This is a genomic window from Chryseobacterium sp. CH25 (assembly GCF_004119455.1).
Taxonomy (GTDB): domain Bacteria; phylum Bacteroidota; class Bacteroidia; order Flavobacteriales; family Weeksellaceae; genus Chryseobacterium.
Map to the genome: position 1 here is coordinate 105,170 of NZ_NRQT01000004.1, position 14,877 is coordinate 120,046.

Annotated in this window: 12 protein-coding genes and 2 pseudogenes; 10 read left to right on the forward strand and 4 right to left on the reverse strand. The window is 36.7% G+C overall.

The features are described from left to right. Positions 1-611: 611 nt before the first annotated feature. Together BOQ64_RS11260 and BOQ64_RS11265 are read left to right on the forward strand one after the other, a co-directional pair. Positions 612-3,413: a SusC/RagA family TonB-linked outer membrane protein gene (locus BOQ64_RS11260; protein WP_129055305.1), complete on the forward strand. Its 2,802-nt coding sequence runs from the start codon at positions 612-614 to the stop codon at positions 3,411-3,413. Positions 3,414-3,427: 14 nt separating this feature from the next. Then, a complete protein-coding gene (locus BOQ64_RS11265) occupies positions 3,428-4,894 on the forward strand; it encodes a RagB/SusD family nutrient uptake outer membrane protein (protein WP_129055307.1) in 1,467 nt (488 codons plus the stop codon). Positions 4,895-5,016: 122 nt separating this feature from the next. On the opposite strand, the gene BOQ64_RS11270 is transcribed toward BOQ64_RS11265, so the two are convergent. Beyond that, positions 5,017-5,943 (reverse strand): AraC family transcriptional regulator, encoded by a 927-nt coding sequence (locus BOQ64_RS11270; RefSeq protein ID WP_129055309.1) that lies wholly within the window; start codon positions 5,941-5,943, stop codon positions 5,017-5,019. Between the two features lie 180 nt (positions 5,944-6,123). Here BOQ64_RS11270 and BOQ64_RS11275 point away from each other — a divergent pair, with 180 nt between their 5' ends. From BOQ64_RS11275 to BOQ64_RS11285, 3 genes are all read left to right on the forward strand, one after another. Further along, positions 6,124-7,653, forward strand: coding sequence for an aldehyde dehydrogenase family protein (locus BOQ64_RS11275; RefSeq protein WP_129055311.1), 1,530 nt, complete (start codon positions 6,124-6,126; stop codon positions 7,651-7,653). 244 nt (positions 7,654-7,897) lie between these two features. Beyond that, entirely contained in the window at positions 7,898-8,932 is a 1,035-nt protein-coding gene (adhP, locus tag BOQ64_RS11280; RefSeq protein WP_129055313.1) for an alcohol dehydrogenase AdhP, read from the forward strand. A gap of 83 nt (positions 8,933-9,015) precedes the next feature. After that, positions 9,016-9,399: a DUF779 domain-containing protein gene (locus BOQ64_RS11285; protein WP_129055315.1), complete on the forward strand. Its 384-nt coding sequence runs from the start codon at positions 9,016-9,018 to the stop codon at positions 9,397-9,399. A 23-nt stretch (positions 9,400-9,422) separates the two neighbouring features. Here BOQ64_RS11285 and BOQ64_RS11290 read toward each other — a convergent pair whose 3' ends face one another. Further along, complete coding sequence (locus tag BOQ64_RS11290) at positions 9,423-10,622, reverse strand: dicarboxylate/amino acid:cation symporter (RefSeq protein WP_129055317.1); 1,200 nt, start codon at positions 10,620-10,622, stop codon at positions 9,423-9,425. A gap of 93 nt (positions 10,623-10,715) precedes the next feature. On the opposite strand from BOQ64_RS11290, the pseudogene BOQ64_RS24835 reads away from it, so the two are divergent. The 5 genes and pseudogenes from BOQ64_RS24835 to BOQ64_RS11305 all read left to right on the forward strand — a co-directional run. Next, a pseudogene (locus BOQ64_RS24835) lies at positions 10,716-10,904 on the forward strand (DnaJ domain-containing protein); the annotation flags it as partial. A gap of 34 nt (positions 10,905-10,938) precedes the next feature. Then, a complete protein-coding gene (locus tag BOQ64_RS24840; RefSeq protein ID WP_410494446.1) occupies positions 10,939-11,148 on the forward strand; it encodes a hypothetical protein in 210 nt (69 codons plus the stop codon). Beyond that, positions 11,148-11,624 (forward strand): annotated as a pseudogene (locus BOQ64_RS24845) (DnaJ C-terminal domain-containing protein); the annotation flags it as partial. The gene BOQ64_RS24840 and the pseudogene BOQ64_RS24845, both read left to right, overlap by 1 nt. A gap of 3 nt (positions 11,625-11,627) precedes the next feature. Then, entirely contained in the window at positions 11,628-11,930 is a 303-nt protein-coding gene (locus tag BOQ64_RS11300) for a chaperone modulator CbpM (protein ID WP_129055321.1), read from the forward strand. A 35-nt stretch (positions 11,931-11,965) separates the two neighbouring features. After that, on the forward strand, positions 11,966-12,493 hold the full coding sequence (locus tag BOQ64_RS11305; RefSeq protein ID WP_129055322.1) for a hypothetical protein: 528 nt from the start codon (positions 11,966-11,968) through the stop codon (positions 12,491-12,493). Between the two features lie 52 nt (positions 12,494-12,545). Here BOQ64_RS11305 and BOQ64_RS11310 read toward each other — a convergent pair whose 3' ends face one another. Beyond that, on the reverse strand, positions 12,546-13,529 hold the full coding sequence (locus BOQ64_RS11310) for a PLP-dependent cysteine synthase family protein (protein WP_129055324.1): 984 nt from the start codon (positions 13,527-13,529) through the stop codon (positions 12,546-12,548). 118 nt (positions 13,530-13,647) lie between these two features. Beyond that, the gene (locus BOQ64_RS11315) at positions 13,648-14,877 is read right to left on the reverse strand and encodes an ABC transporter permease (protein ID WP_129055326.1); all 1,230 of its coding nucleotides are present in this window, start codon (positions 14,875-14,877) and stop codon (positions 13,648-13,650) included.

A 14,877-nucleotide genomic window follows, 5' to 3' on the forward strand; every position in this document is an offset into this window, starting at 1 on the left:
CATTGTTAATAAATAGTAACATGGCATTGACTGATTATATGATTTATTTGATAAAAAATGTTAAGCTTAAAAAAGAAAATAGAGTAATTTATTTTATGAAAAGCATTATTTCAATATCAAAAATAACATAAGAGAATAATCTCAAAAATCTACTGATTGATATTTGTTTTTAGCTAACATATATTAACGTATTTTTAATTTTATTTTTACAACAACAGTCTTTTTAAGCCGTATTCCTGACTTTTATCAGGTCTTTTTTGATAGCATTTCATTAAAAAACACTAGTGCTTTTACTGATTTTGGCTAAAAAACGAATGAGCTTTGTTTTATTTTTTTCATTAATATTGGCGCTTATTATTTATTTTTTTCATTTGATTCTTTAAATTAATGTACATTAATTTTTATTTTACTTTTCTTTAAAATCTCCTTAATGTTTAAAAAGCTTTGGTATTCTTTAAAATTTCAAATATAATTGGAGTTTTTTTTTATCGTTTTTTAGAGTTAAGTGCGGATAATCCTTTTCTGATGGGCTTTTTTGAGGTTTTAATAAATTGATGTTATTAATATTTATTAACATATTTGTCCCCTTGAATATATTAAAATCTGTTAATATGAATGTGAAGTTACATGTATTAAGTGCTGGAGCTTTGTTTTTTTTAGGACAAGCTGCCTATGCGCAAAAATCTAAGAATGATTCTATTCTGAAGGAGAATAAGATCGATGAGGTAATCGTTACTGGATATCAGAAGAAAAAAGCAGATGAAATTACCCAGGCTCAGGCCGTTGTAAGTGGAGATGCTATCAGAAGAAACTCTCCTACAACATCTATCGGAAACTCTTTACAGGGTAGAGCTTCAGGGGTATACGTACAAAGTGCTACCGGACAGCCAGGTTCTACTGCTACAATCATGGTAAGAGGGGTTGCTGGTGTTGGTGGTTCTTCTGAGCCTACTTATGTAGTAAATGGCATGTACATGTCTGCTAGACAGTTTAGTGCAATCAACCCTGCAGACGTAGAATCAATTTCCGTTCTTAAAGATGCTGCAGCTACGGCTCAGTATGGTGCAAGAGGAGCAAACGGGGTAGTTGTAGTAACAACTAAAGCCGGAAAAGTTGGAAAAACTAACTATTCATTTGAAAGTAAGTTTGGTTTCAGTGAAAAGCTGAAGGATAAGAACTTCACGATGATGAATGCCAGAGAGTTAATGAACTACCAGAATGAGCTAGGTTACTTAGGAGTAGCTCCAAGATCTCAAGCTGAAATTAATGCACTTGCTGTTTATGATCACAACTGGCAAAAAGACCTGTTGAGACCTTCAAGTATTCAGTCTTACTTGTTCAGTGCACAGGGAGGATCTAGAGAAAGCACATTCTACTATTCATTAGGATATGATGCTGATAACGGTATTCTTAGAGACGTAGACGGACTTAAGAGATATACAGGTAACTTCGGTTTTACTAACAAATTAAGCGAAAAGTTAAATGTTGGAGTTAACCTTGGTATTCAATATCAGGTTACAGAAAACTTCAGAGACAGAAACAATACACAGAACCCATTCGCGGCAATGTATAAATATGCTCCTTACGAGCCGATTTATAACCCAGATGGAAGCTACAATCAGAAAATGAGAGCGGGTTCAAATACTGTAGAGCAGATCCGTAATAACAGATCTGAAGATCAGAGATTAAGAATTCCGGTAACTTTATTCGCAGAATATAAGATCACGAACGGGTTGAAATTTAAAACGAATTTCAACGGGCTTTACGATTGGTATATGAATACCACTTGGATGAAAAAGGGATCTAACCTGGATTTAACTACGAACAAAATCCCTACAGGTTCATTAGCGAAAAACTCATTCTATGCATTTAACTATACGTGGAATAACTCATTAAATTATAAGAAATCATTCGGAAAACATAATTTTGATTTCTTAGGATTTATCGAATATAACGATAACTACACTGAAACAGTGAATGCAAGTGCTTATGGATTAAAATCTACTACTCTTAGCGTTCCTTCTATCACGACTCCTTCAGACAGAAATACATTTACCGGAACTAAAGTTAGAAATACTCTTTTCAGTTTAGCTGGTATGGTTAACTATGATTATGAAGGTAAATATTTAGCAACTGGATCATTAAGAAGAGATGCGTCTTCAAGATTTGGAGCTAATAACAAGAGCGGGATCTTCTGGTCTGCAAGTGCTGCTTGGAACATTGCCAAAGAAGACTTCATGAAAGGTGGTTTCATCAACGACTTGAAACTTAGAGCTTCTTACGGTACAACAGGAAATGACGGTTCATTATCTGACTATTATAATGTAGCTAATGTTGGTTTCGATTTATACGGAAATAACGCAGCTTTATTCCCTGGAACTTACAACAGTGCCGAAAAAGTTTACATCGTTGGTAACACAAACCTGAAATGGGAATCTAATGCGGTAACCAATGCAGGGGTTGACTTTACAATGTGGAAGAGAAGAATCCGTGGATCTGTTGAAGTTTACCAAAACAAGAGAAAAGATTTCGTTCAATTAGTACCATTAGATAAGCAGGAAGGTTCATATTACCAATATATCAATGCTGGTGATATGACTCAGAAAGGTCTTGAAGCTGAATTAAGCGTAGACGTGATGAGAAAGAAAGATTTCCAATGGACTGTACGTGCTAACATCTCTTTCCAGAAATCAACTCTTGATAAGCTGGCAGACGGACAAACTGAAAGAAACCTTGGATATACTTATCTTAAAGTAGGTGAATCTCCATATGCATTCTATAGTGTTAGATTTGCAGGGGTAAACCCAGATAATGGAAATGCTCAATATTACGATAAAGCAGGAAACATTACAGAAAAATACAGTGCTTCTGATGCTGTTGCGCTTACAGACAAATCTCCTTTCCCAACAAGCTTCGGAGGTTTCGGAACTACACTTCAATATAAAGGATTCGACTTCAGTGCAGACTTTACATTCAAGTTAGGAGGTTATACATATAACAACATGTATCTGCTTGCTGTTGACCCAACTCAGGCTAAAGGAGGAAGAAACATGGCGCAGGCAGCTGCTAATATGTGGAGACAACCAGGTGATACAGGAGTATACCAAAGAGTAGATTCTAACGGTATGCGTGATTCTGATCAGTGGATTGAGAAATCAGACTACTTAAGATTAAGATCCCTTACACTAGGATATACATTTGATAAAAAGATTCTTGGAGAAGATGCACCAATTAATAAACTGAGAATGTTTGTACAGGGGCAGAACTTATTTACATTTACTAATTTCCACGGAGAACCTGAAATTTCTGTAGGATCTGCTGAATCTGCATCATTATTTGTTCCAGGATCATTTAACCTTTATACTTATCCTGCTGTAAGAACGATCATGGTAGGAATGCAATTAGAATTTTAATATTGAATAGCTTTATGAAAAAGAATATAATAAAAATAAGTTTAGCTGCGTTGACTGTTTTTGTATCGTTAACGTCTTGTGAAAGAAATTTGGATCAGATTTCATCTGTGAATGAAGCTGAAGAGCAAGCTATGACCAGACCTGAATCATTCAGACAGGCTTTAGATGGAGCTTATACTGCATTTAAAGGAACAGGTTATTACACTAGTGATGCAGGTAACCAGCTTATTATGGGAGATCTTACTACTGATAACCTTATCATTTCAGATGCAGGAAGAAACTCTAACGCTTCAGCTTCTAACTTTGAATTCTCTGCAGATAATTCACAGACTACAGGATTGTTCAGTGCAGCATATGCTGTAGTAAGCAGAGCTAACTTTGTTCTTTCTTATTTAGGAAACGGAGTTTTATCCGGTGCTCAGAAAGATAATGTTGAAGCAGAAGCAAGAGCTATCAGAGCAGCAGCTCATTTTGATATTTTAAGAGCTTACTCTGTAATCCCAACACAAAACTCAGTAGCAAAGAACCAATATGGTATCTATTATTCTGAATCTTATAGACCATTGAATAATGATTCTTCAAGAAGTTTATCAGTAGATGATTCATATAAGAAAGTAATCGCTGATTTATTAATTGCTGCTGATAAAATTACACAGAATGATGCCGATAAAGGAAGATTCAGCAAAGCTGCTGTATACGGATTATTATCAAGAGTATATCTTTATAAAGGAGATAATGCAAATACTGTAAAATACGGTCAGTTAGCATTAGGGCTTTCACCAAGTGTTACAACATTGGCTAACTTTAACAGTATCTGGAAAGAAAATGAAGGATTGGCTAAAATTACTGATGGTGTTTTATTCCAGATTTCAAATGCTGCACCTGAACGTAATACAGTAGGGGTTGCTTATAACCAGTTAATTGATGGTCAATACAGATCAGAATTTGTTGCAGATTACGATTTCTTCAACACTTTCGCTGCTAATGACGTAAGAAAAACAGCTTACTTCACTACTGCATTGTACAACAAGAAAATGTACAACCACATTACAAAATATGCAGGTAACGGTGGACCGGTTAACATTGTACCAGTTAAGTATCTGAGAACTGCTGAAGTATTACTGAACGTAGCAGAAGCATCTTACAGATCAGGTAACGAGGGAACTGCTCTTACTTTGTTAAACCAGTTGAGAAAAGAAAGATATACTTCATTTACTCCTGGGACAGAAGCTGGAACAGCTCTTTTAGACGCTATCCTGAAAGAAAGAAGATTGGAGCTTGCTTTTGAAAATGACAGATGGTATACTTTGAAAAGATTAGGAAAGTCTATTACAAGATCCAATAAAGGAGATATTGCTGATGGTAGCGGATCAAAAGCGCTTATTCAGACTCTGGATGCAAAAAGTGACTTATGGCAATGGCCAATTCCGATCAATGCTATTCAGGCTAACCCGAACATTAAGCAGAATGACAATTATTAAGAACTAACATTTTTAATATAAATAAGAAGAGCTCCATGAAAATGGGGCTCTTTTTTATTTGAATTTCATTGAAAAGTAACTAAGCAGTTTCGTAACACGAATCCCGTACCTCGTATCTGTCATTACTCCCGCACAATCATCCTGTTTTGATAGCTCTTAGGTGTTATTCCTTCCAGTTGCTTAAAGACTCTGGTGAAATAATTGGTATCCGAAAACCCAGTTTGGTAAGCGGTTTCTTTAATGCTGTTCTGGGTAGCCAGTAATTCTTTAGCCTTACTGATTCTTTCCTGCAGGATAAAGTCATTAGGGGAAGTTCCCAATTCATCTTTGAACATCTTAAAGAAGTTCGATTTGCTCACATACGCAAGCTTGGCAATACTTTCTATTGACAATTTCTGATGAAGGTTTCTTTTAATATAATCTACAGCAAAGCCAATTCTCGATTTATTTTTTACAATATTTCTCTCTACCATACTCCTGGCCTGTGTCTGCATAAGCCGTATCAGAAGTTCTTTCAGAGCGAAATCAGCCATGATATCCTTTTGAGAATTATCATCCATAGCAATCCTCATAATATTGTTGGTTGCAGAAGCCAATGCCTGGTTGTTAAATAGAAAATATTCATCCAGCTGAATATTCCATTGTGATGCTTCATCTGCTTTTGGAAAATGATAATTTAAATGATTAAGAGAATTCTCTATAAAGTCAGGATTTAAACTTAAAGAGATACATTGAGTAGGAGTTTCATCAGCCTCAGGAAAATCAATGACCATAGTTTCACCAGGTGCTACCAGAATACTTTCTCCTGGAAAATAATCAAAATAATTTGTCTTGTTATCCAGTTTCATGTGCTTTTTGCCTCTCAGCATAGCAGTAAATGCAATATTTTCAAAATGAAGCTTCACCCCGAAGGCCGCTTTATGCGTTTCGTAGATACTGAATTCACAATTGTTTAGATTGAACTTTGTCTGATTTTCAACAAGACTCAATAGCTGGTTTTCCTTTCGTAATTCAGGAGTATTTAATAAAATCTTACTATTGTTGTTCATTTCTGAGTATTTTGATAAAGGCGGTAACTCAAATATATAAAATTTGCTCCAACGTTGCTGTTAATAAAATAATAAAATTGATTTCTGTACTATTCTGCACTTTTTTTATACGATTGTGCTATAGGTTTTTCACGCATCCGTGTAATTTGGGGGTATCTAAAAAATTAAATAAATACTGATATGAGTACTCTTACAGAACCAAGATCAACAACGCTTTTACAACGTCCCGAGTTCAAAAGCAGATATGATAATTATATTGACGGAAAATTCACTCCACCCGTTAAAGGACAATATTTTGATGTAGTTTCACCTGTTGATGGTAAGAATTTTACACAGGTCGCTCATTCCTCAAAAGAAGATCTGGAACTTGCTGTAGATGCAGCAGAAAAGGCATTCCAGACCTGGAAGCATACTTCAGCCACGGAAAGAAGTATCATTCTTAATAAAATTGCAGACAGAATAGAACAGAATTTAGAATATCTGGCTACTGTAGAAACCATTGATAACGGGAAGGCTGTCAGAGAAACCTTAGCTGCTGATATTCCTTTGGCAATTGATCATTTCAGATATTTTGCTTCAGTTATCCGGGCAGAAGAAGGATCTCACAATGAACTGGATAAAGATACCGTTTCCCTGATTGTTCATGAGCCTCTGGGAGTTATTGCACAGATTATTCCATGGAACTTTCCGATTCTTATGGCAACATGGAAGCTTGCTCCTGCATTAGCAGCAGGAAACTGTGTAGTTTTAAAACCTGCAGAAAGTACACCGGTTTCTATTATGATCTTAATGGAATTAATTGGAGATTTATTACCGGCAGGAGTTGTGAATATTGTGAACGGCTTCGGTGCAGAATTGGGAAGAGCTTTGGTAACAAATCCTAAAGTATCCAAAGCAGCCTTCACAGGGTCTACAGCTACAGGTCGTATGGTAATGCAGTATGCAACAGAAAATATTATTCCTGTAACGTTGGAATTAGGAGGGAAATCACCCAATGTATTCTTCAATTCTGTGATGGATGCTGATGACGAATTTCTGGATAAAGCGATTGAAGGAGCTGTTCTTTTTGCCCTTAACCAGGGAGAGATCTGTACATGTCCGTCAAGACTGCTGGTTCAGGAAGGTATTGCAGATGCTTTCATCGAAAGAGTAATTGAAAGGGTAAAAGCAATCAAAGTAGGAAATCCGCTGGATAAAACAGTGATGATGGGAGCTCAGGCTTCAAAAATTCAAAAAGATAAGATACTTTCCTATATCCAGTTGGGGGTAGATGAAGGTGCAGAAGTATTGGTAGGAGGAGATGTCAATCATCTGGGAGAAGATCTGGAGGACGGATACTATATTCAGCCTACCGTCTTCAAAGGAAATAACAGAATGAGAATTTTCCAGGAAGAAATCTTCGGACCTGTACTGGCATTTACAACCTTTAAAGATGAAGAAGAGGCTGTTAAAATTGCCAACGATACCATCTATGGATTAGGAGCTGGAGTATGGACGAGAGATGCTCATCAACTATACAATATACCACGTCAGATTGAAGCAGGAAGAGTTTGGGTAAACCAATACCATTCATATCCGGCAGGAGCCCCTTTTGGTGGGTATAAACAATCAGGAATAGGAAGAGAGAATCATAAAATGATGCTGGATCATTATCGTCAGACCAAAAATATGCTGATCTCCTATAACAAAAATAAGTTAGGTTTCTTTTAATATTATGTAGGACGTGCCCGATTGCCTTGGCTTTTCCCAGGGCAAACGGTCGGGCTATGCAGGGCTTCACTTCGTTTCGGTGCTTTATTGCATGACGCACCGGCTCGTGCCTCGCCGCCCTTACTATCCCTCACGCATTAAGTGTAACATTTCCCTATACATACCCTTAAAAAATATTTAAATGATAAAATAATCGGATAATTACTTAAAATAACCATAATAAAACTCATTCAAAAAATAAAATATGATCCCCAAAACGATGAAAGCTGCGGTAGTCCAAGGTTATGGACAGCCCTTGAAGATTGAAGAAGTTCCTGTTAGAGAACCCGGAAGATATGAAGTACTTGTGAAGGTGATAGCCTGTGGTGTTTGCCATACAGATTTACATGCAGTAGATGGAGACTGGCCGGCTAAACCCAAAATGCCACTTATTCCCGGGCATGAAGGGGTAGGAATTGTAGTGGCTTGTGGCCCTGAAGCTTTTGTAAAAGAAGGCGATGCGGTAGGTGTGCCATGGCTTTACAGTGCCTGCGGTTGTTGTGATTACTGTATTACAGGATGGGAAACACTTTGTGAAGCTCAGAAAAATGGTGGATATAGCGTTGATGGAGGATTTGCAGAATATGTAATTGCAGATTCAAGATATGTAGGGCACTTAAAACCAGATGTAAACTTTCTGGAAATTGCTCCTATTTTATGTGCCGGAGTAACAGTATATAAAGGACTAAAAGAAACCGAGACCAAACCTGGTGAATGGGTGGCCATATCAGGAATCGGAGGTTTGGGTCACGTAGCAGTTCAGTATGCAAAAGCAATGGGAATGCATGTAGCGGCTATTGATGTAGCAGATGATAAGCTTGATTTGGCCAAAAAATTAGGCGCAGACCTGGTGGTTAATGCAAAAAATACAGATCCTGGCGAATATTTACATAAAGAAGTAGGTGGAATGCATGGTGCATTGATTACTGCTGTTTCACCCATTGCTTTCAAACAAGGTATAGATGTTTTAAGACGGAAAGGAACTATTGCTCTAAATGGATTGCCACCCGGATCATTTGAACTTCCGATTTTTGAAACAGTATTAAAGAGAATTACTGTAAGAGGATCTATAGTAGGAACCAGAAAAGATTTACAGGAAGCATTAGATTTTGCAAATGAAGGACTTGTAAAAGCTACAGTAACTTCAGCAAAACTAGAAGATATTAATGATGTATTTGATAAAATGAAAAAAGGGCAGATCGATGGCAGAATCGTATTAGATATTGCAGGCTCAAATTAAATAATGAAGTGGTTGATCCCGGTGAAAAAATTATTTTACCGGGATCTTTTATAAATAACCTTTATGATTTTAAAACAATAAAAATGGAAACAAAAATATCAAGACTTTCCGCCACAGAAAAAGCCTTTGAAGTCATCCGTGAACTTGAGGAGAAATACGGTGATCTGATGTTTTACCAGGCAGGAGGCTGTTGTGAAGGCACACAACCACAATGCTTCGAAAAAGGAGGTTTTTTCCCAAGAATGAATGATGCCATGATCGGAACCATTAACGGACATGAATTCTGGATAGACCGCGATCTTTTTGAATACTGGAAATATTCCCATTTTACCCTTGATGTAACAGATGGTTTCGGACCGGGAGGCTTCTCATTAGAAACTCCTTTAGGAAAGACTTTCAAAGTAGAATACAGACTTTTTACTCCTGAAGAATATGAAAATCTTGAGGCAGTAAAACGCAGTGAATAAACTTAAGAATTTTATATCAACCGTCAATCCTTGACAAACCGGTTCACAAACATCGCGGCGACAATATCTCCCACAGAGTTTAAAACGGTAGCTAAAGGATCTACCAGAGTTCCGATAATCATTACCGCCGGAATAGCTTCCTGAGGTAATTTATAGACAGAGATCATCAGCATTTCGCCAATATATCCACCATTAGGAATTCCACCCGCTACAATACTCACAAAAACGGTAATTCCCAAAGCTAAGAGCAAGTTGGAAGGATCAAAAAAATCTTTTCCAATAATTAAAAAAGCTACATAAATTTTGATAATTGAAGACATCGAAGACCCATTTTTATGCAGTGTTGTTCCAATAGGGATTACCAGATTGGCAATGGAATTCGGTATTCCGATCTTAGAAGCTGCCTGTAAATTAGCCGGCATGGTCGCAAAGCTACTACAAGTACTTATTGCTGTAAGAGTAGGGTATATCGCATTAGTCCAGAAACTTTTTACCCCTTTCTGTCCGCTCGCCATAAATGCATAAATGGAAAAGAAAACAAGGAAATAAATAATTCCCGCCACGTAATATAATCCTAAAGGTTTAGCATAAAACCCAAAAAGCTGTGGCCCTAAGGTAGCTACCTGATAGGCAAAATAAGCTCCCAGACCAATGGGTGCCAGTTTCATCACCAACAAAAGAAGTTCTTTCATCACCTCATATCCCGATGCTATAAAAATTCTGAAAGGTTTTCCAACTTCTCCCGTTTTTCTGGCTGCAAACCCCGTCATGAAAGCAAAAATAAGAAGAGCCAACATGTTCTGTCTGGAAAATAAAGCCGTAAATTCTCCTACTGTGAAGAAACTCACAATCCTATTTCCCCAGCTGTCCTCATTTGCTGCTTCAGTAATCATATCAGAACTTCCTGAAACCCCGGAAACCGGAAACAGATAGACTGCACAAATGGTGAAAATAGCAGCCGTCAGAATAAAAAACAGAAAGGTGAGTGCCATGATCAGAATGATCTTACCAAATTTAGACTGCTGTTCAAGAGAAGCAATAGAGTTGGATACCGCAAAAAATACAAGAGGTACAACACTTACGAAGAGAAGATTCAGGAAAATATCACCCAAAGGCTTAATGTATTCTACAAAGCCAGGAGCAACAATTCCAATAATGCTTCCAACAGTAATTCCCAAAAGTAAAAATATGATTCCGGAGTAATTTTTCAGTACCTCTTTCATGCGGTAGTTTTTATCAAAGATAGGTTTATTTTTAACACTCTGTTATGCAATTTTCAGACCTAAATTTCATAAATTTGAGTAAACATCGTTTCTATGGCTTATATAGATTACTATAAAATTTTAGGCGTAGATAAAAGCGCAACCCAGGATGATATTAAAAAGGCTTACCGGAAATTGGCCAGAAAACTGCATCCGGACCTTAATCCTGATGATAAAGAATCAGAAAAAAAATTCAAAGAGCTGAACGAAGCCAATGAAGTTCTCAGTAACCCGGAAAACCGTGCAAAATATGATAAGTACGGGGAAAACTGGAAACATGGTGAAGAATATGAAAAAGCTCAGCAGCAGCAAAGGCAGTATCAGCAGCAGAACTACAATGGTGGTTACTCTGGTGCAGACTTTGGTGAAGGCGAAGATTTCTCAGATTTCTTCCAAAATATGTTTGGAGGTTCTGGAGGCTTTGGTAAAAGCTCAAGAGGAAGAGCTTCAGGAAAGTTCAAAGGGCAGGATGTACAGGCAGAATTAACCCTTAATTTAAAAGATGCAGCGGTAACTCACCCACAAACCTTTGAAATCAATGGGAAGAAAGTAAGAATTACTATTCCTGCAGGAGTTTATGATGGCCAGAAAATCAAATTAAAAGGTCATGGAAATCCAGGAGCAAATGGCGGTCCCAACGGTGATCTTTATATTACTTTCAATATTCCGGTAGATCCCAATTTTGAAAGAGTAGGAGATGATCTTAAAACAAAAGTGGCTATTGATTTGTACACTGCCGTTTTAGGTGGAGATGTAAAAGTGAATACACTGGATGGAAGCGTTAACCTTAAAGTAAAACCGGAAACCCAAAGCGGAATGACCGTAAGATTGAAAGGAAAAGGCTTTCCTGTCTATAAAAAAGAAGGGGAACATGGCGACCTTTTTGTAACCTATGAAGTGAAACTGCCAACCAACCTTACCGATAAGCAGAAAGATCTTTTTGAACAACTTAAAAATTCCTAGGCTATGAGTGAAAGAATATCACGGGAAGAACTCGTAAGAATATACAATATAGAAATCACCTTTTTTGATGATCTTGTAGAATACGGTCTTTTAACTGTACATATTGAAGATAATATCCATTATCTGATGTATGAAGATCTGCCAGATCTGGAAAAATTTGCTAATTGGCATTACGACCTTGAAATAAACCTTCCAGGTCTGGAAGTTATTCATAATATGTTGAAGAAACTGGAAGCTTTAAAACGAAGAAACAGAGAGCTGATGAACAAACTTTCAGCCATCAGTGACCAATATGAAGATATTTAGCTTAGTTTTGTAGCTTTTTAAAGCAACCCTGTATTATGAGTGAGGAAAAAGTGATTACATTAAAACCTGAGAGAAAGAATTTTGAAGATATTTATTTTAGCGGAAATCAGGGCAGCCTGCTTTTTTCTCCTACAACTAAAAGTAAAACAATAACAACGGTTGCTGCAGCAGTTATTTTATTGGTAGCATTGCTTCTGAAAGATAATTTCAGCAAAGAAAGCCAAGGTATTTTGTACTTTTTCAGCTTTATCTTATTGCTTTGTGCTGTTTATCTGTCTGTAAGTGTTAATAAGGTTTCAAGGTGGAAAAAACAGGTCACCCGCTACCTGAACACTTTGGAACAGTGTAAAGTTTACGAAATCAGAATTGAGCAGAGTTTTTTTACAGTCAATATTGATGGGGAAAAAGAAACCAGCGAATGGAAAGATTTCGAGTTTTTCGACAGTAATCATGATTTTATTTCCCTTGAAGGAAAATACAGCTATATGTTCCCTAGAAAAGCAATGAGTGAAAGAGATTATTCTTTTCTGAAGACCATTTTAAAAGATAAAATACAGTCATAAAAAAATCAGAGCATTTTGCTCTGATTTTTATTTTATAGTGTTGTATTCTGGCTTATTCTAACCAGCCCATTTCCTTCATCCACTCATCATTGTAGATCTTCCCTACATATCTTGAACCGTGGTCGTGAAGCAATACTACAATAACATCATCCTTAGTAAACTGATCTTTCATCTGAACCAATGATGCAATAGCACTTCCTGCAGAATACCCACAGAAAATTCCTTCTTCCTTAGCCAGTTTTCTTGCATAGATTGCTCCATCTTTATCCGTTACTTTCTCAAAGTGATCAATAACAGACATATCATAATTTTCAGGAATGATGTCTTCACCAATTCCTTCTGTGATATAAGTATAAGCGTGATCGTAATGTAATTCTCCTGTTTCGTGGAATTCTTTAAGGATAGAACCGTATGTATCCACTCCAATTACCTTAATATCTTTATTTTTTTCTTTGAAGAATGTTCCACATCCTGTAATTGTACCTCCTGTTCCTGCACCTGCTACAAAGTGAGTCAGTTTTCCTTCTGTCTGTCCCCAGATTTCAGGAGCTGTAGACTCATAGTGAGCCGTTCTGTTAGATAAATTATCATATTGGTTTACATACCATCCGTTTTCTGTTTCTTTAGCCAGTCTTTTAGATACTGAATAATAGGAACGTGGATCAGTAGGTTTCACATCAGTAGGGCAAACGATTACTTCTGCACCTACAGCACGAAGGATATCACACTTTTCTTTAGATTGTTTGGAGTTAGTTACAAAGATACACTTGTAACCTTTGATGATAGCAGCTAATGCCAATCCCATTCCTGTATTTCCGGAAGTTCCTTCAATAATGGTTCCTCCAGGTTTTAATCTGCCATCTTTTTCAGCATCTTCGATCATTTTAAGAGCCATTCTGTCCTTTACAGAATTTCCTGGATTGAATGTCTCAACTTTTGCTAAAACTAATGCTGGAAAATCTTCACCCAGTACATTGTTAAGTTTTACCAATGGTGTGTTTCCTATCGTTTCAAGGATATTTTTTGCGTATTTCATAAATGTTTTATATGCGGTGCAAAGATAATGCTTTTAAAATTATCCGTACTGAGGTCACATGTGATTACAGCTCAAAACAGATGATTAAAAGCTTAATTATTTAAACCCGATAATAAGATTAATTGTATTTAATAGCTTTCACCGGAGAAATCTTGCTGATCAGATAACTTGGAATAATTAAGGCAAGTGCAGATATAGCCAGAATTCCTAATGAGATGGAAACAATGGCAACAGGGTTAAGGTCTACCGGAACTGTACTTACATAATAGTTTTCCGGATTAAGTTTAATAACCCCAAAGAATTTCTGAATAAGAATTAATCCCAATCCGATAGCATTACCATATAAAAGCCCCGGAATCATAATGATAAGGGTATAATTGATAAAGGTAGCTCTGATTTGCGCATTGCTTGCTCCTAAAGTCTTAAGTAAACCAATAGAATTGGTTCTTTCAATAATAAGGATAAGAAGAACCATAATAATATTAATAACCACCACAATCAGCATGATGATGATGATAAGTGCGATATTGGTATCAAAAATACTGATCCAGTCTGTGATTTGTGGGAATTTTTCTGTGGCTTTTTCAGCATAGTTTTTATAGCCGATCAGTTTTTCTATATCAGGGAAATCTTTATCAATATCGTTGACGTTCTTCAGGAAAATATCAATTCCACCAATCTCGTCAGGTTTCATATCCTGAATCTTTCTTGCATGGTTTATTCCGCCAATCACAAACTGTTCATCAATAAGCTTGATATCTGTTCTATAAATTCCGATGATTTTGAACTTACGGTAAAGAGGTTTTTGATCCGCTTTTAAGAAAACGGTAACAATGCTGTCATTCACCTTAAGATGCAGGTCGTTGGCTATTTTTTGTGAAACTGCCACATCATTATTGAAGCCTACTTCCGTTACTTTTGGAGTAGTCCCTGCAATAAGGAATTTTTTAAATCTTAAACTATCAAAATCCTTTCCGATTCCTTTAAATATAATTCCTGCAAAATTATGTTCATTTCGCATAATTCCGGTTACAGTTACATATTTCTGGATACTTTCTACATCCGGCAGTTCCTTGATCTTAGCAATATTTAATCCCTGATTATCTAAAACAGAGGTGTTATAAGAAGAGTTGGAGCGGGTAGACCTTACTGTAATATGTCCACTGAAATCTGCGAGTCTCTCTTTAATAGCTTTTTTGGAACCGAATCCGGTGGCTACGGTAATCAGGGAAACAATAATTCCCAGTGCTACAGAAAGCCTGCCAATGAAGATGATAACCCGTGAAAGGTTATTTTTGTTATCTTTGGAAAACGCTATTTTTCTAGAGAAATATAAAGGAAACTTCAA

Excerpts from the sequence above, each read along its gene's own strand:
- BOQ64_RS24840 (WP_410494446.1), top strand. The coding sequence starts at position 10,939 with ATGGTGAAGAATATGAAAAAGCTCAGCAGCAGCAAAGGCAGTATCAGC.
- BOQ64_RS11285 (WP_129055315.1), top strand. The coding sequence starts at position 9,016 with ATGGAAACAAAAATATCAAGACTTTCCGCCACAGAAAAAGCCTTTGAA.
- BOQ64_RS11270 (WP_129055309.1), bottom strand. The coding sequence starts at position 5,943 with ATGAACAACAATAGTAAGATTTTATTAAATACTCCTGAATTACGAAAG.
- BOQ64_RS11275 (WP_129055311.1), top strand. The coding sequence starts at position 6,124 with ATGAGTACTCTTACAGAACCAAGATCAACAACGCTTTTACAACGTCCC.
- BOQ64_RS11260 (WP_129055305.1), top strand. The coding sequence starts at position 612 with ATGAATGTGAAGTTACATGTATTAAGTGCTGGAGCTTTGTTTTTTTTA.
- BOQ64_RS11265 (WP_129055307.1), top strand. The coding sequence starts at position 3,428 with ATGAAAAAGAATATAATAAAAATAAGTTTAGCTGCGTTGACTGTTTTT.
- BOQ64_RS11290 (WP_129055317.1), bottom strand. The coding sequence starts at position 10,622 with ATGAAAGAGGTACTGAAAAATTACTCCGGAATCATATTTTTACTTTTG.
- BOQ64_RS11300 (WP_129055321.1), top strand. The coding sequence starts at position 11,628 with ATGAGTGAAAGAATATCACGGGAAGAACTCGTAAGAATATACAATATA.
- adhP (WP_129055313.1), top strand. The coding sequence starts at position 7,898 with ATGATCCCCAAAACGATGAAAGCTGCGGTAGTCCAAGGTTATGGACAG.
- BOQ64_RS11310 (WP_129055324.1), bottom strand. The coding sequence starts at position 13,529 with ATGAAATACGCAAAAAATATCCTTGAAACGATAGGAAACACACCATTG.
- BOQ64_RS11305 (WP_129055322.1), top strand. The coding sequence starts at position 11,966 with ATGAGTGAGGAAAAAGTGATTACATTAAAACCTGAGAGAAAGAATTTT.